Genomic DNA, 16,376 nt, shown 5'->3' with positions numbered 1-16,376 from the left:
CGACTCACTCCCTACAGCAGACCCACAGCGGTCTGGACGGCCGCCGCGACATCGTCATCGGGCGGATAGAGCAGCGAACGGCCCACGACAAGCCCTTGCACGGTGGGCAGTTGCAGCGCGCCCCGCCATTTCTCGTACGCGGCGTCCTGATCGGCGTGCGTATCACCCCCAAGGATCACGGACGGCAGCGTCGAGGCCGCCATGACGCGCGCCATGTCGTCCGGGTTCTCGGTCACGGGCACCTTCAGCCAGGTGTACGCGGAGGTGCCGGCGAGCCCGGAGGCGATGGCGATGGAGGTGGTGACCGCCTCGGCGGACAGGTCGTTGCCCAGGCGTCCGTCGACGCGGCGGGACACGAACGGCTCGACGAACACGGGCAGCCGGCGCTCCGCCATGTCGTCGATGACCCGGGCGCTGGAGTGCAGGGTGGCGAGCGAGCCGGGGTCGTCGTAGTCGATCCGGAGCAGCAGCTTGCCGCCGTCGAGGCCCGAGCGCTCGATGTCGGCCGGCCGGTAGCCGGTGAAGCGGTCGTCGAGCTCGAAGGCCGAGCCGGCCAGACCGCCCCGGTTCATGGAGCCGAGCGCCACCTTGTCGTCGAGCGCCCCGAGCAGGAGCAGATCGTCGAGGATGTCGGCGGTGGCCAACACCCCGTCCACGCCCGGGTGTTCGAGGGCGAGGCAGAGGCGGCCGAGCAGGTCGAGCCGGTTGGCCATGGCGAGCTGCCGGCCGCCGACGGCGAGCGCGCCGCGCGCCGGATGGTCGGCGGCGATGATCATCAACCGTCCGCCGGTGCCGATCAGCGCCCTGCGGCGTCTGCGTGCGGCGGCCTCCGCGACGGCCTCGGGGTGCAGGGCCCGGGTGCGCGCGAGTTCGGCGGGGCTGATCACCGGGAAGCTCACAGGACCGCCTCGACCTCATGCGGATACGGCATCGCCGAGGAGCAGGCGAGCCGCGAGGCGACGATCGCTCCGGCGGCGTTCGCGTACCGCATGACGCGCTCCAACTCCCAGCCGGCGAGCAGTCCGTGGCACAGCGCGCCGCCGAAGGCGTCACCGGCGCCGAGCCCGTTGACCACCTCGACGGGCACGGGCGGGACCTCGGCGCTCTCGCCCTTGCTGTTGAGCGCGAGCACACCCTTGGGGCCCTGTTTGACGACGGCGAGCTCGACCCCGTGGTTCAGCAACTTCCGTGCGGCGTCGAGGGGTTCACGTACACCGGTGGCGATCTCGCACTCCTCCAGATTGCCGACGGCGACCGTGGCATGGGCGAGGGCCTGCTCGTAGTACGGGCGCGGCTCCTCGTTCCAAAACATGGGCCGCCAGTCGAGGTCGAAGACCGTGAGGCCCGCGCGGTCGCGGGCGGCGAGTGCGGTGAGGGTGGCGTCGCGGCTGGGCTGTTCGCTCAGGCCGGTGCCGGTCATCCAGAACACCCTTGCCGTACGCACCGCTTGAAGGTCCAGCTCGTCGGCGTGGATCTCCAGGTCGGGCGCTTTGGGCTGCCGGTAGAAGTAGAGCGGGAAGTCGTCCGGCGGGAAGATCTCGCAGAACGTGACGGGGGTCGGCAGTCCCGCGACCTCGGTCACCCAGCGGTCGTCCACGCCGAACTCCCGCAGCGCCTGGTGGAGATACGTGCCGAACGGGTCCGCCCCGGTACGGGTGATCACCGCGGTGCGCCGGCCGAGGCGGGCCGCGGCTACGGCGACATTGGTGGCGGAGCCGCCGAGGAACTTCCCGAAGCTCTCGACCTCGGCGAGCGGCACACCGGTCTGCAGGGGGTACAGGTCCACGCCGATCCGGCCCATGGCGATGACGTCGAACTGGTCGTGCTGGCCTTGCGGTTCGGACACCGGCCACACCCTTTCGGTTCCGCCTTGGTCCATGTCGTACCGCCGACTCCAGGTCTAATGCCGTGCGCGCCACACTGTCAACGCATTGTCCTTACATTCGGACCATGGGCCGTCCCCCTCCTTGACACCCTTCTCATATCGCCGGAAAGCTGGCGCCCATGACGCAAGGGCCCGGACTGTCGCGCATCCGTATCGGCTCCGCTCCCGACTCCTGGGGCGTGTGGTTCCCCGACGATCCGCGGCAGGTGCCCTGGCACCGCTTCCTCGACGAGGTCGGCGATGCGGGGTACGAGTGGATCGAGCTCGGGCCGTACGGCTATCTGCCCACCGACCCGGAGGTGCTGCGCGCGGAGACGGCGCGGCGGGGTCTGAAGGTCTCTGCGGGCACGGTGTTCACCGGTCTGCACCACGGCCCGTCCGTATGGGACGCCACATGGGAGCAGGTCTCGCGGGTCGCCTCCCTCGCCCGGTCGCAGGGCGCCGGCCACCTGGTCGTGATCCCGTCCTTCTGGCGGGACGACAAGACGGGCGCGGTCCTGGAGGACCGCGAGCTGACCGCCGCACAATGGCGTGAACTGGCCCTTGGATACGAGCGGTTGGCGCGTGAGGTCCGCGAGACGTACGGCCTGCGGATCGTCGTCCATCCACATGCGGACACCCATATCGACACCGAGGACAACGTCACGCGCTTCCTCGACGCCACCGACGCCGATCTGGTCTCGCTGTGCCTGGACACCGGGCACTACGCGTACTGCGGCGGCGACAACGTGAAGCTGATCGAGACATACGGCTCCCGGATCGGCTATCTGCACCTGAAGCAGGTCGACCCGGCCGTGCTCGCCGCCGTACAGGCGGAGGACCTGCCGTTCGGTCCCGCGGTCGCGCGCGGTGTGATGTGCGAGCCGCCGACCGGGGTCCCGGCGCTGCAACCCGTCCTGACGGCCGCCCAGGCGCTCGGTATCGAGCTGTTCGCGATCGTCGAGCAGGACATGTACCCCTGCGAGCCGGACCGCCCCCTGCCCATCGCGCGCCGCACCCGCGCCCATCTGCGCTCCTGCGGGGCGTGACACGAGGAGGACGAACGTGGTGCGGACGAAGGCGCCCAGAACGCTGCGCTGTCCGGGCGGTACCTGGGAGCGGGCCCTGGGCACGCCCCATCCGCGGCTGCGGCCCGGGATCCTCGGCTACCGAGGCTTCCGGTTCGCGCTGCCCGGACCGCGGCGCCGGCTCGAAACCCCGGTCGCCGCGGTCACATTGCTGCTGGGCTTCGACCGGCCGCTGCGGGTCCACCACGCGCGCCGGCCCACGGTGACGCGGGTCTGTGCGGTGTCGGGGCTCGCGACGACGGCAGTCGTCGGCGAGCACGACGGGCGGCTCTCGGGGATCGAAGTGATGATCGCGCCCTGGGCCGCGTTCACGCTCTTCGGCCTCGACCAGCATGAACTCGCCGACCAGGTGGCCGATCCGGACGAGGCACTGCCGTCCGGGCGCGGGCGGTGGGGCTCGGTGGACAGCCTGGCGGACGCCCTCGGGTCGCTGCCGACCTGGCACGCGCGCTTCGCCCTGCTCGACGAGGTCTTCACCCTCTGGTCGGAGCAGGGCGCGCCCTCGTCACCCCGCACGGTCGCGGCCTGGAACGAGCTGGTCCGCACGTCCGGCGCCGTCCCCGTGTCCCATCTCGCCGAACAAGTGGGCTGGAGCGTACGCCAGTTGGAGATCCGCTTCCGGGAGCAGATCGGGCTCAGCCCCAAGGCGGCGGCGCGGGTGCTGCGGCTGCAGCGGGCGCGCCGGCTGCTCGCCGCGGGACGCACTCAGGCGGAGACGGCGGCGGCCTGCGGGTTCTACGACCAGTCGCATCTCAGCGGCGAGTTCCGCGCGATGACCGGCTGCACGCCGGGCGAGTTCGCCTCCGCCCGCCGCTCCCCCGCCGCGGCGTCCGGGCCCCCGCAGCCCGACCGGCTGCAGGGCGAGGCCACCAGCCTGCTGCTCCCGGCGAACGGAACTGCGCCTTTCTCCAATACCGAGCCGATGCGCTGAGGCAACCTGATCAGGTCGACCTTCCGACGGGGGAAGCGGGGGTCGTCAAGGGCCGGGCTCCGTCGCAGGGAGCCCGGCCCTTCGCCGCGTCGGCCTCGGGGAGCCCGGCCCTTCGCCACGTCGGTCCCGGGGAGCCCGGACCTTCGCCGCGCCCGTGACAAGGTCCGCCCGCTCAGGCCACGGCATTTCCGGGCAAACCAACACGGATTCGCGACAAACGTCCCCCTTCCGTCACAGGTGTCTCACTCACGCGGGTTTCCCGTCACACCCCCTCAACAGGCACACCCCCCTCGTCACTCCCCGTCGTTCACGGGGCAAAGGCTGAGTGATCGACAGCACACGCTGCGTGATCACCGTGAGAGAACGCATCCGGCTCCCCCGACGGCTCCCCCCGGGCCGTAGCCGCGATGCGCACAGGGAGGTGCCACACATGGCCAACCGCGAGCTCTGGTCGTACAAGGACATCGCCGCACACATCCGGGTCCAGCCGGACACCGTGCGCTCGTACCGCAAGCATGGGCTGCTCCCTCCGCCGGACCACGTGGAAGCCGGCAAGCCGTACTGGTACGCCGACACGATCCGCCGCTGGGTCGCCGGCAGGCCGGGCAACAGAGGCCGCAAGGAGTAGGCGCACGCGCAGGCCCCCGCCCCTCGAACAGGGGGCGGGGGCCTGCGCGTTCAGACTCCCGCGCCCGCCTTCTCGCGCGCCTCGGTCCCGGTCGTCACCGGCTGCCCGGGCTCCCCTTCGCTCAGCCCGAAGCGCTCGTGCAGCCGCCTCAGCGGACCCGGCGCCCACCAGGTCCAGCGCCCGGTGAGCTTGAGCACGGCCGGGACCAGGAGGCTCCGTACGACCATCGCGTCCATCAGCACGGCAAGCGCGATCCCGAGCCCCAGCATCTTGGTGTTGGTGACCCGTGACGTACCGATCGCGACCATCACCACCGCGAGGATCACCGCGGCGGCCGTGATCAGGCCGCCGGTGTGCTGCAAGCCGAACTTCACGGAGTGCTCGTGCTTCCCGGTCCGGTCGTACTCCTCCTTGATCCGCGACAGGAGGAACACCCCGTAATCCATGGAGAGGCCGAAGGCCACGCAGAACATCAGGACCGGCAGGGTCGTCTCGATGTCGCCGGTCGAGGTGAAGCCGAGCAGTCCGGACAGATGGCCCTCCTGGAAGATCCACACCATCGCGCCGAACATCGCGGTGAGGCTGAGCCCGTTGAGCAGCACGGCCTGCAGCGGGATCAGCACACTGCCGGTGAGCAGGAAGACCAGGAGCAGCGTGACGACCGCGATGATCGCGAGCGCCCACGGCAGCCGTTCGCCGATCGCCGCCTTGGAGTCCTCGAGCTGGGCCGCGCGACCGGTCACCGAGGTCTCGAACGGGGCTTGTCGACCGCGTAGTTCATGTACGAGCTGCTGCGCCTGTTCGCCGACCGCCTCCCCCTTCGGCAGCACGGTGAAGTACGCCAGGTCGCCCGAGGCCGACGGCACGGGCCCCTCGGCCCGCAGCACACCCGGCAGCCGGCCGACGCCCGCGCGGTACTCCTCGTACTCCTCGGGCGTGCCCTTCTCGGCGAGCACCTTGAGCGCACCGTCCGGGCTGCCCGGGAAGCCGTCACGGATGTGCTGCTGTACGACATGGGACTCGGCGCTCGCGGGCAGCTGGCGGTCGTCGGGGGTGCCGAACTTGACGCCCAGGAAGGGCAGTCCGAGCAGCAGCAGTCCGGCCGTGGTGGCCACGGCGAAGACGGGCGCACGGCGCATCACGAGCGCGGCCGCCCTGCCCCAGCCGGCGCCCTGCTCCTTGCGGGGTTCGCGGCCCCGGCGCCACAGCCTGCGCAGATCAAGGGAGTTGACCCGATTCCCGAGCAGCATCAGGGCCGCAGGGAGCAGGATCAGCGCCGCCGCCGCGGCGAGCAGCACCACCGCGATCCCCGCGTACGCGAAGGAGCGCAGGAAGTACTGCGGAAAGAGCAGCATCGCGGCCAGGGACACGGCGACCGTCAGCGCCGAGAAGAGCACGGTGCGCCCCGCGGTCCGCAGCGTCGTGCCCACCGCGGTCCGCACCTCGGCGCCGGCGGCGAGCTCCTCGCGGTAGCGGCGGACGATGAACAGGGCGTAGTCGATGGCGAGTCCGAGCCCGAGCGCGGTGGTGAGGTTCATCGCGAACACCGAGACATCGGTGAACTCGGTGATCCCCCGCAGCACCGCGTTGGTCCCGAGGATCGCCACGATGCCGACGAGCAGCGGAAGCAGCGCCGCGACCGCGCTGCCGAAGACCATCACGAGCAGCACGAGGGTCACCGGAAGGGCGATCATCTCCGCCCTGAGCAGGTCCTCCTGAATGGTCTCCGTCATCTCGTGCTGCACCGCGACCGGCCCTCCGATGGTCACCTCCACCGGGCCGTGGGTCCCGCGCAGTCCGGGTGCGATCCGCTCCAGCGTGGCCGCGGCGGTCTTCTCGTCGCCTTCGATACGGGCGGAGACCAGCGCCTGCCCGCCGTCCTCGGCACGCAGCGCGGCCTTCGCCCGCTCGGGCGCCTGCCAGTACGAGCCGACGCCGGTGACCCCGTCCTCGGCGGCGAGCCGCTCGACGAGCCGGCGGCCCTCGGCTGCCACGGCGGGGTCGTCCACACCGGCCTTCCCGCCGTCGACGAGGAGCAGCACATTGGGCTCCGAGTCGGGGAACTCCCGCTCCAACACCTCGGCCGCATACGTGGATTCGGCGGCCGGATCCTCCCAGCCACCGCTGCCCATCCGGTCGGCGACCCCACTGCCGGCGAACACGGCCAGGGCGGTGACGACCAGGGCGATCAGGAGGGAGAGCCGGGGGCGCGCGGTCACGAGCCGGGTGAAGCCCCGCGGCTCGGGCGGGCTGCTTGCGGGTTCGATCGGCATGGCGGTGTCCCCTTCACCGTGCTAAACACGAGCTATCACTCGCGTTTCTCCAGAATGCGAGCGACCGCTCGCGTTTGTCAACTGCCGCCCGTACCACCGCCTCACATAGGCTCGGAGCACAGGGAAGAGGGAGTGGAGACATCGATGCCCGACCAGGAGCTACAGCCCGCCGCACCGAAGCCGCGCCGCCGCCAGGCACGCGGCGAGCGCCGGGCCGCCCAGCTCCTGGACGCCGCGGCCACCGTCTTCACCCAGGTCGGCTACGCGGGCGCCAGCACCAACGCGATCGCGCGCGAGGCCGGGGTCTCGCCCGGGACGCTGTACCAGTTCTTCCCGAACAAGGAGGCCATCGCCGTCGAGTTGGGCGGCCGGCTGCTCGAGCAGTGGCGTACCTCGTACGGCGAGGCGCTGTCCGCCGAGAACATCCGACTGCCGCTCACCGAGATGGTGGACGCGGTGGTGGACCCGCTCCTGGAGTTCAACTTCCAGAACCCGGCGTTCCATGTGCTCATGCACGGCCCGGACACCCCGGGCCAGGTGACCGACGCCTTCGAGGCCTTCCATGGCGCGGTGCTCCAGCGGATCGAGGAACTGCTCGCGCTGTATCTGCCCGACACCCCGAGGTCCGAGATCACGATCGTCGCCAACACGGTGCTCGGCCTCTTCAAGGCCGGGCTCGATCTGCTCGCCGTACATCCGGACGAGCAGGAGGCGTACCGGGTGGAGCTGAAGAGGGTGCTGTTCCGCTATCTCGATCCGGTGATCGGCGACTGCGTACTGCCCGGCCAGGCATAGCCGGTACGGCAGGTCACCAGGCCTCGGCCCCCTGGACCCGCCCCTCCGGCAGGGCCTTCTTCCCCGTGCCCACCCGCAGCTTCATCGCGAGCAGCGGGAACACCAGGACCGACACCAGCCCCGCCCCGACCAGCGCCGCCGCCTCACCGCTCTTGAGCAGATGCTCCTCGAGCCCGATGGTCGTGATCGCCACGACCAGCGGCAGCGCGGTGGAGGCGTACAGGGTGAGGGCGCGGCGGTCGCGGCGGTCCAGATCGCCCGGCGCCAGGAGGAACACCGGCAGCCCTCGTACGAGCAGGAAGAGCACCAGGAACACGGGCAGCAGCACCAGCGCACGGCCGCCGTCGAGCAGGGCGGCGAGGTCGAACTCGATACCCGTGACGATATAGAAGAGCGGCACCAGGAAGCCGAAGCCCATCGCCTCGACCTTCGAGACGACCTCGTGCGCACTCTCGGGCGAGGCCCGGTGCAGCACGATCCGGGTGATCATCCCGGCGGCGAACGCGCCGAGCAGCACATCGAGCCCGAGCCAGGTCGCCAGGCCCAGCATCACGGCCAGCAGCAGCACGACCAGACGGACCGCGAACTGCCCGCTGCTGTGCAGGGTCTTGGCGATGACGTTCGCGAACCACGGCTTGTGCGGCCGCATCGCCCAGAAGACCGCACCGCCGGTGGCCAGCGCGAACAGGACGAGCAGGACGGTGGACTGCCACGCACTGCGCCCGCTGAGCAGCACCGCCATCGCGATGATCGGCCCGAACTCGCCGACCGCACCGAAGGCCTGCACCACGGATCCGAAGCGGCTGCGCAGATCCCCGGCGTCCCGGAGCAGCGGAAGCACCGTGCCGAGCGCCGTGGAGGTGAGCGCCGTGCCGATGCAGACGGCCTTGCTGAAACCGCCGCTCGCGAGCACGAGCCCCAGGGCCAGACCGAGCACGAGCGAACACACCCACGCCCTGGCCGCCCTGCTCAGGGTGTCGCCGCGGATCCGGTCGAACTCGATCTCGTATCCCGCGAGGAAGATCAGCATGGCGAGCCCGAGATGGGACAGGCCCTCGGTCAACTCGCCGCCGGTGGCCCAGCCGAGGACGTCGGGCCCGACGACGATGCCGAGCAGGATCTCGAAGATGACCAGCGGCACGGGCAGCCAGCGCCCCACGCCGTAGGCGAGCAGGGGCGCGAGGACCGCGATGGACATGATCAGGATCAGCGTCCCGGACTGCGACATAACGGCTGTTTACCATAAACTCCGGACAAACCGCGCCCCTTCATCTGCCAAGGACCGACCGGCCACCGCCGCCTTCGACCGCCGGTCAAATCCGCTGAATCCGGAGGTACTTGCCATGCCCCCCACCCCCGTGGGCACAGCGCCCGAGATCACCCCCGGCCTGTGGAAACGCTGCCTGTGGGGCGGCCTCGCCCTCTGGCTCCTGACCGCGATCGTCACGTACGCCACGAAGAACACCACGCTGCTGCCGACCCTGATCCTGCTCGGCAGCTTCCTCGTGCCTGCCGTCTTCGTCATGTGGGCGTACGAGCGGCACGGACGCGACCTCGGTGTGGGCCTGATCCTCGGCTGCTTCGTGACCGGCGGCATCCTCGGGGTGCTGGGCGCCTCGGTGATGGAGTACTACCTGCTGCACCCCTCTCTGTGGATGTTCCTCGGCGTCGGCCTGATCGAGGAGGCGGTCAAGCTCGCCGCCCTGATGTGGGTGGTGCGCCGGCGGCCGCGACTGCACGGCATCCGTACGGGTCTGGTGCTCGGCGCGGCGGTGGGCTTCGGCTTCGCCGCGTTCGAGAGCGCGGGGTACGCCTTCAACGCCGCCGTCACCACCAAGGGCATCGATCTGCGGGCACTCCTGGAGACGGAGCTCCTGCGCGGGGTACTCGCCCCGTTCGGACACGGCCTGTGGACGGCGATCTCGGGTGCGGTGCTCTTCGCGTTCCGCCGCCCCGACGGCCGCTTCCGCTTCGCCGGGCCGGTGATCGGCACGTATCTGGGGGTATCGCTGCTGCACGCACTGTGGGACTCGATGCACGGCATCGCGATCTGGCTGGTCGCCCGGATCACCAGCACCGGCCTCGACCGCTCGCTCTTCGCCCAGGGGTACATCCCCGAGCCGACCGACCAGCAGAAACATCTCTTCACGCTGTTCTCGGTCGGCGGCCTGGTGCTGATCTCCCTGATCGGCATCAAGTGGCTCCGCTCGCTGGCACATCGCGACAGCACTTGGAAAAGTACCCCCTAGGGGTATACGGTGGGGAGCGTGAAGGAGGCCCGGGCCGTACCGGCCTCCCCATGGGGCACTCTGGTGCCACCCTCAAAACGCACTCCCTCGACAGGAGAACGACATGACCGCCCAGACCGAGCTCCCCCAGGCCGAGACCACCGGTTCCTGCTGCGGCGGCGGTGGCTGCAGCAGCACGCCGGCCGCCGACGCGCAGGGTGACGTGACCACCGTCTACCAGGTGACCGGCATGACCTGCGGTCACTGCGAGGGCGCGGTCTCCGCCGAGATCTCCGAGCTGCCGGGCGTCACCTCGGTGAAGGCCGTGGCCTCCACCGGCCAGGTCACCGTCATCTCCGCCGCGCCGCTGGACGACGAGGCGGTGCGCGCCGCGGTCGACGAGGCCGGTTACGAACTGACCGGTCGCGCCTGACCGGTCGAAGCCCTCAGGGGGGTGTGCGGCCATCGGCCGTGCGCCCCCTTCGGCGCTTCCTCGTATACGGCGCCTCCTCGGCGTATACGAAGCCCTTCGCGCATACGGCTCCTCCTCCTCGCAGCCCCGAAAGAACCTTCATGTCCTCAGCAGCCCCCGACGCCATAACCCTGCCGTCCGCCGAGGTCGAACTCGCCATCGGCGGGATGACCTGCGCCTCGTGCTCCTCGCGTATCGAGCGCAAGCTGAACCGGATCGAGGGGGTCACGGCCTCGGTCAACCTCGCCACCGAGAAGGCGCGGGTCGCGTACGGCGGCGAGGTGGCGGTCCCCGATCTGATCGCCACCGTGGAGAAGCTCGGATACTCGGCGCACGAGATCGTGCCGGAGCCGCCCGCCGACCCCGGCTCCCCGGACGTTGCGGACGTCCCCGAGAAGCATGAGGCCGATGCGCTGCGGCAGCGCCTGACCGTCAGTGCCGTGCTCGCGCTGCCGGTGATCCTGATGGCGATGGTCCCGGCGCTGCAGTTCGACAACTGGCAGTGGCTCTCGCTGACGCTCGCCGCGCCCGTCGTGGTGTGGGGCGGGCTGCCCTTCCACCGCGCCGCGTGGACCAACGCCCGGCACGGCGCGGCCACCATGGACACCCTGGTCTCGGTGGGCACGCTTGCCGCGTTCGGCTGGTCGCTGTGGGCGCTGTTCTTCGGTGACGCGGGGATGCCGGGGATGCGGCACGGCTTCGACTTCACCGTCTCCCGTACCGACGGTTCGTCCACGATCTACCTCGAAGTGGCCGCCGGGGTCGTCACGTTCATCCTGCTCGGACGCTGGCTCGAGGCGCGCGCGAAGCGCAAGGCGGGGGCGGCGCTGCGGGCGCTGCTCGAGCTGGGTGCGCGCGACGCGGTGGTGCTGCGCGGCGGCGTCGAGGTGCGGGTGCCGGTCGCGGCGCTGCGCGTGGGCGACCGCTTCGTCGTACGGCCCGGCGAGAAGGTCGCCACGGACGGGACCGTGGTCGAGGGCGCGTCGGCGATCGACGCCTCGCTGCTCACCGGGGAGTCGGTGCCGGTCGATGTCACCGTGGGTTCGCCGGTGACGGGCGCGACCGTGAACGCGGGCGGGCGCCTTGTCGTCGAGGCCACGCGGGTGGGCGCCGACACCCAGCTCGCGCACATGGCCCGGCTCGTGGAGGACGCGCAGACCGGCAAGGCCGAGGTGCAGCGGCTCGCGGACCGGATCGCGGCGGTGTTCGTGCCGGTGGTGCTCCTGATCGCGGTGGGCACGCTCGGGTGGTGGCTCGGGGCGACCGGGGACGCGAACGCGGCCTTCACCGCGGCGGTCGCCGTGCTGATCATCGCGTGCCCGTGCGCGCTGGGGCTCGCGACGCCGACCGCGCTGATGGTCGGTACGGGGCGGGGCGCCCAGCTCGGGATCCTCATCAAGGGTCCCGAAGTCCTGGAGTCGACACGGCGGGTGGACACCGTCGTCCTCGACAAGACGGGGACGGTGACGTCGGGGCGTATGGAGCTGGCGTCGGTGGTCGCGGCCGCTTCGGCCGACGACCAGGAGGCGCTGCGGTACGCGGCGGCCGTCGAGCAGGCTTCGGAGCATCCGGTGGGGCGGGCGGTGGCCGCCGGGTTCACCGGACAGCTGCCGCCCGTCTCGGAGTTCGCCAATGTCCCCGGGCTCGGGGTGCGCGGGACCGTCGAGGGGCGCCCGGTCCTGGTGGGGCGGGGTGCGCTGCTCGCCGCTGAGGGGATCTCCGTGCCCGCGGAGCTCGCCGCCGCGTCGAACGAGGCCGCGGAGCAGGGGCGCACCGCCGTGCTCGTCGCCTGGGACGGGTCCGTACGGGCCGTGCTCACCGTGGCCGACACGGTGAAGCCGTCGAGCGCCGAGGCCGTGGAGCGGCTGCGGGCGCTGGGCCTGAAGCCGATCCTGCTCACCGGGGACAACGCCGCCGTCGCGCGGGCCGTGGCCACCGAGGTCGGGATCGCGCCGGACGATGTGATCGCCGAGGTGCTGCCGCAGGACAAGGTCGAGGTCGTCCGGCGACTGCAGGCCGAGGGCCGCGCCGTCGCCATGGTCGGCGACGGTGTGAACGATGCCGCCGCGCTCGCCACCGCCGATCTCGGTCTCGCGATGGGCACCGGCACGGACGCCGCGATCCAGGCCGGCGATCTGACGCTCGTACGGGGAGATCTGCGCGTGGCCGCGGACGCGATCCGGCTCGCGCGGCGCACGCTGGCCACGATCAAGGGCAATCTGTTCTGGGCCTTCGGCTACAACGTCGCCGCGCTTCCGCTGGCCGCGGCGGGGCTTTTGAACCCCATGATTGCGGGGGCGGCGATGGCCTTCTCGTCCGTCTTCGTGGTGAGCAACAGCCTCCGCCTGCGGCGGTTCTCCTGATACGCCCCAGCTGGGGCTTCACATACTCACCACAACTCCCTTACGCTATGGACCGGTTCGGCATATCGGGTTCGATGTGCCGGTTCAGGACATAGCCGAGAGACGTAGATCACAGCGATTCCAACGTAACCATTCAGGGGTCTCGCAGGTCTAAGTGGCGATGGCAGAAACGTCTTGGGGGGCGTTTGGGTCATCAGGGGACGTCTTGGGGGACGTTCCCAGTCCGCGTTGGCCGGGGCACGTGCACGGAGAGCTTTGAGCGGCCCTCCCGTAACGCGTCCCGGCGGACCGCAGGACCAGCAGTACCGAAGTGCCGGCGGTACCGAAGCGCCGGGACTTCCGAAGTGCTCGATCGATGGGCACGCGCAGACGCCCGGCCGGATCCCGTGGGGGGAATCCGCACCGGGGCTAGGAAAGCGCCCCGCCAGCCGGCCCGTGGGGGGACCGGCGGGCGGGGCGCTTTTCCCTTTCAGCCGGGCCCTTTCTGCCCCGCTCCCTCCGCCGGTCCCTCTCCACCGGTCCCTCTCCGCCGGGCCCTCTCCGCCGGGACCGACAGGACGCCTGGGCCGGACGTCCGGCCGGGCTCAATCAATGGTCTTGATCACCTGGGCGGGCACTCCCGCGACCACGGTGCCGGCAGGAACATCACGAGTGACCACCGCGCCTGCGGCGATCACCGCGCCGGCGCCGATGGTCACTCCTTGCGTGATCACGGCAGCCGTCCCGATCCAGACGTCGTCCTCAATCGTGATCGGGGCGAAGGAGAGGTACTCGCGGCGCTCGGCCAGGGGCAGCGGATGGCCTCCGGTGATGAGGCTGACCTTCGGCGCGATCATGACGCCGTTCCCGATCCGGATGCCTCCCTTGTCCATGAAGGTGCACCCCTGGTTGACGAAGACGTGCTCCCCGAACGTCGTGTTCAGCCCGTGCTCGGTGAAGAACGGCGGATAGATCGTCACCGACTCCGGCAGCGGACCACCGAACACAACGGAAAGTAGTTCCGCGCGGCCTCGGGTGTCGCTGAACGGCAGCACGTTCAGGCGGGACGTCGCATCGGTCACCTCCACGATCCGCTCCGCATGACGCGCGAACTCGGCCGTCTGGACATACATGACTTGCTCTGTACGGGTGGACATGGGCCGATCCCACCACCGCTCGGAACGCTCGATCAAACAACCCTCGGCCGCACCGGACACAACCCATGGTGGTGTACCTAGGGTGGAAACGTGGATGTGGAAGCGCTGCGGACGTTCGTGACCGTTGTCGAGACCGGCCAGTTCCAGGCTGCGGCCGACGAGCTGGGGATCAGCCAGCAGGCGGTCTCCAAGCGGATCGCGGCTCTGGAGAGGCACACCGGAGTCACGCTCCTGATCCGGACCCCCCGAGGGTCCCGGCCGAGCGTGGACGGGCAGGTCTTCCTGCCGCACGCCAAGAGAGTCCTGGCAGCCATCGGGCAGGCCGAGCAGGCGGTGCGCCCCGGCAGCCGGCCCTTGCGTGTCGATGTCCTCAACCGGCGCATCGCTCCCGCCCAGGCCGTCTACCGGTTCTACCGTTCCCGCCCCGGGACGGCCCTGGACGCGGTCACCCTCGGCAGGGAGAACGCGGCCCAGGCCGCCCAAGCCGTGCTGGAAGGAACCGTCGACGCGTCCTTCCGCGCCCTGCCGGCAGGCCGAGTCCCGGCCGGGATCAGCGCCGAACGACTCCTGGACGCGCCACTTGAGCTCTTGGTCGGACCTGGCCATCCGCTGGCCGACGCGCCCTGGGTCAGGCCCGCGCACCTGGCCGACCACCGCATCTGGGTGCCCGGTATCAGGCCGGGGACGGAGTGGGCCGCGTTCTACCAGGCGCTGTCCGAGGCCTTCGGCCTGAGCATCGACGCACTCGGCCCCCACTTCGGTGACGAGGCCCTGATGGACGCGCTGGCCGACTCGACCTCCCTGGCCACGCTCGTCGGTGGCGGGGACCGTTACCTGTGGCCCCGGACTCACGATCTACGACGCATCCCGTTGCACGACCCGACCCCGGTCTACCCGCACATGCTGCTGTTCCGCAGCGGAGACCGGCACCCGGTGCTGACCGCGCTGCGCGATCATCTGCGCACCGCGGGGGCCCGGACCCCGCAGGACATGTGGGCGCCGGACTGGCTGGACCGCTGACCGGACGGCCCGATTCACGGACCGTACCTACCGACTGACTGAGCCGCCCGGCCCCGTACAGAACGGGTGCCGTGCGGCTCAGTGGGTGTTCAGCTGCGCGTCGGAAAGATCAGCTGCGCGCCGGAGGGATCAACGCGACTCGACCGGCACGAAGTCGCGCTCGACCACGCCGGTGTAGATCTGGCGCGGGCGGCCGATACGGGATCCCGGCTCCTTGATCATCTCGTGCCACTGGGCGATCCAGCCCGGAAGGCGGCCGAGCGCGAAGAGCACGGTGAACATCTCGGTCGGGAAGCCCATCGCGCGGTAGATGAGACCCGTGTAGAAGTCCACGTTCGGGTAGAGCTTGCGCTCGACGAAGTAGTCGTCGTTGAGCGCGTGCTCCTCCAGCTTGAGCGCGATGTCGAGCAGCTCGTCGGACTTGCCGAGGGCGGAGAGAACGTCGTGCGCGGCGGCCTTGATGATCTGCGCGCGCGGGTCGAAGTTCTTGTACACCCGGTGGCCGAAGCCCATCAGGCGTACGCCGTCCTCCTTGTTCTTCACCTTGCGGATGAAGGTGTCGACGTCGTTGCCCGAGTCGCGGATGCCCTCGAGCATCTCCAGGACGGACTGGTTGGCGCCGCCGTGCAGCGGACCCCACAGGGCGTTGATGCCGGCGGAGATCGACGCGAACATGTTCGCCTGCGAGGAGCCGACCAGACGGACCGTGGACGTCGAACAGTTCTGCTCGTGGTCCGCGTGCAGGATAAGGAGCTTGTCGAGCGCGGAGACGACGACCGGGTCCAGGTCGTACTCGGCGGCCGGCACCGAGAAGGTCATGCGCAGGAAGTTCTCGACGTAACCGAGGTCGTTGCGCGGGTAGACCACCGGGTGGCCGACCGACTTCTTGTACGCGTACGCGGCGATCGTCGGAAGCTTCGCAAGAAGACGGATCGTCGAGAGGTGGCGCTGCTTCTCGTCGAACGGGTTGTGGCTGTCCTGGTAGAAGGTCGACAGCGCGGAGACCACCGAGGACAGCATCGCCATCGGGTGGGCGTCACGCGGGAAGCCGTCGTAGAACCGCTTGACGTCCTCGTGCAGGAGGGTGTGCCGGGTGATCTCGTCGCGGAACGTCGCGAGCTCGTCCACGGTCGGCAGTTCGCCGTTGATCAGCAGGTACGCGACCTCGATGAAGGTGGAACGCTCGGCGAGCTGCTCGATCGGGTAGCCCCGGTAGCGCAGGATGCCGTTCTCACCGTCGAGATACGTGACCGCCGATTTATACGCGGCAGTGTTTCCGTAACCGCTGTCCAGGGTCACCAGACCGGTCTGGGCGCGCAGCTTCCCGATATCGAAGCCCTTGTCACCGACGGTGCTGTCGATCACCGGGTAGGTGTACTCGCCATCGCCGTACTGAACTACTACAGCGTTGTTCGCGTTGTCGCTCACGTCATCCCTCACCGACGTAGTGCCTCTTCTTCGAGGTGCCCTGACTGCTGTCCACCATCCCCCATTTGGCCCTGGGCAGTGCACTCGGGGTCGACCATTAGGTCTATTGACGGCACTCAGTGCCGTCAGCCTGCTCATCCTGCCCCTTTG

The 16,376-nt window shown here is 70.2% G+C and carries 14 protein-coding genes; 8 read left to right on the top strand and 6 right to left on the bottom strand.

The features are described 5' to 3' along the window. Positions 1-11 precede the first annotated feature (11 nt). Both ABT367_RS12405 and iolC read right to left on the bottom strand, forming a co-directional pair. A complete protein-coding gene (locus ABT367_RS12405) occupies positions 12-899 on the bottom strand; it encodes a Cgl0159 family (beta/alpha)8-fold protein (protein ID WP_352252333.1) in 888 nt (295 codons plus the stop codon). Next, positions 896-1,846: a 5-dehydro-2-deoxygluconokinase gene (iolC, locus tag ABT367_RS12400; RefSeq protein WP_434975451.1), complete on the bottom strand. Its 951-nt coding sequence runs from the start codon at positions 1,844-1,846 to the stop codon at positions 896-898. The genes ABT367_RS12405 and iolC overlap by 4 nt, the downstream gene beginning before the upstream one ends. A gap of 158 nt (positions 1,847-2,004) precedes the next feature. Here iolC and ABT367_RS12395 point away from each other — a divergent pair, with 158 nt between their 5' ends. From ABT367_RS12395 to ABT367_RS12385, 3 genes are all read left to right on the top strand, one after another. Next, complete coding sequence (locus ABT367_RS12395; protein ID WP_352252331.1) at positions 2,005-2,913, top strand: sugar phosphate isomerase/epimerase family protein; 909 nt, start codon at positions 2,005-2,007, stop codon at positions 2,911-2,913. 16 nt (positions 2,914-2,929) lie between these two features. After that, a complete protein-coding gene (locus ABT367_RS12390; protein WP_352252329.1) occupies positions 2,930-3,883 on the top strand; it encodes an AraC family transcriptional regulator in 954 nt (317 codons plus the stop codon). Positions 3,884-4,313: 430 nt separating this feature from the next. After that, positions 4,314-4,511 carry a helix-turn-helix transcriptional regulator gene (locus ABT367_RS12385; RefSeq protein WP_352252327.1) on the top strand — a complete coding sequence of 66 codons (198 nt, stop codon included), beginning with the start codon at positions 4,314-4,316 and terminating at the stop codon, positions 4,509-4,511. A gap of 50 nt (positions 4,512-4,561) precedes the next feature. Here ABT367_RS12385 and ABT367_RS12380 read toward each other — a convergent pair whose 3' ends face one another. Next, positions 4,562-6,784, bottom strand: a complete 2,223-nt coding sequence (locus tag ABT367_RS12380) for an MMPL family transporter (RefSeq protein WP_352252325.1) — start codon at positions 6,782-6,784, stop codon at positions 4,562-4,564. Positions 6,785-6,928: 144 nt separating this feature from the next. On the opposite strand from ABT367_RS12380, the gene ABT367_RS12375 reads away from it, so the two are divergent. Then, entirely contained in the window at positions 6,929-7,579 is a 651-nt protein-coding gene (locus tag ABT367_RS12375) for a TetR/AcrR family transcriptional regulator (RefSeq protein WP_352252323.1), read from the top strand. A gap of 13 nt (positions 7,580-7,592) precedes the next feature. On the opposite strand, the gene ABT367_RS12370 is transcribed toward ABT367_RS12375, so the two are convergent. Next, positions 7,593-8,807 (bottom strand): cation:proton antiporter, encoded by a 1,215-nt coding sequence (locus ABT367_RS12370; protein WP_352252321.1) that lies wholly within the window; start codon positions 8,805-8,807, stop codon positions 7,593-7,595. 115 nt (positions 8,808-8,922) lie between these two features. Here ABT367_RS12370 and ABT367_RS12365 point away from each other — a divergent pair, with 115 nt between their 5' ends. From ABT367_RS12365 to ABT367_RS12355, 3 genes are all read left to right on the top strand, one after another. Beyond that, the gene (locus tag ABT367_RS12365) at positions 8,923-9,828 is read left to right on the top strand and encodes a PrsW family intramembrane metalloprotease (protein WP_352252319.1); all 906 of its coding nucleotides are present in this window, start codon (positions 8,923-8,925) and stop codon (positions 9,826-9,828) included. 103 nt (positions 9,829-9,931) lie between these two features. After that, a complete protein-coding gene (locus ABT367_RS12360; RefSeq protein ID WP_352252317.1) occupies positions 9,932-10,240 on the top strand; it encodes a heavy-metal-associated domain-containing protein in 309 nt (102 codons plus the stop codon). Between the two features lie 140 nt (positions 10,241-10,380). Continuing rightward, positions 10,381-12,642 (top strand): heavy metal translocating P-type ATPase, encoded by a 2,262-nt coding sequence (locus ABT367_RS12355; RefSeq protein WP_352252315.1) that lies wholly within the window; start codon positions 10,381-10,383, stop codon positions 12,640-12,642. A gap of 584 nt (positions 12,643-13,226) precedes the next feature. Here ABT367_RS12355 and ABT367_RS12350 read toward each other — a convergent pair. Further along, positions 13,227-13,754 (bottom strand): DapH/DapD/GlmU-related protein, encoded by a 528-nt coding sequence (locus tag ABT367_RS12350; protein WP_352252383.1) that lies wholly within the window; start codon positions 13,752-13,754, stop codon positions 13,227-13,229. Positions 13,755-13,868: 114 nt separating this feature from the next. On the opposite strand from ABT367_RS12350, the gene ABT367_RS12345 reads away from it, so the two are divergent. Then, on the top strand, positions 13,869-14,798 hold the full coding sequence (locus ABT367_RS12345; RefSeq protein ID WP_352252313.1) for a LysR family transcriptional regulator: 930 nt from the start codon (positions 13,869-13,871) through the stop codon (positions 14,796-14,798). Between the two features lie 129 nt (positions 14,799-14,927). On the opposite strand, the gene ABT367_RS12340 is transcribed toward ABT367_RS12345, so the two are convergent. Further along, a complete protein-coding gene (locus ABT367_RS12340; RefSeq protein WP_352252311.1) occupies positions 14,928-16,238 on the bottom strand; it encodes a citrate synthase in 1,311 nt (436 codons plus the stop codon). Positions 16,239-16,376 lie beyond the last annotated feature (138 nt).

It is taken from the genome of Streptomyces mesophilus (assembly GCF_040300965.1).
GTDB lineage: Bacteria > Actinomycetota > Actinomycetes > Streptomycetales > Streptomycetaceae > Streptomyces > Streptomyces mesophilus_A.
This window is presented reverse-complemented; position numbering and strand designations above follow the sequence as displayed.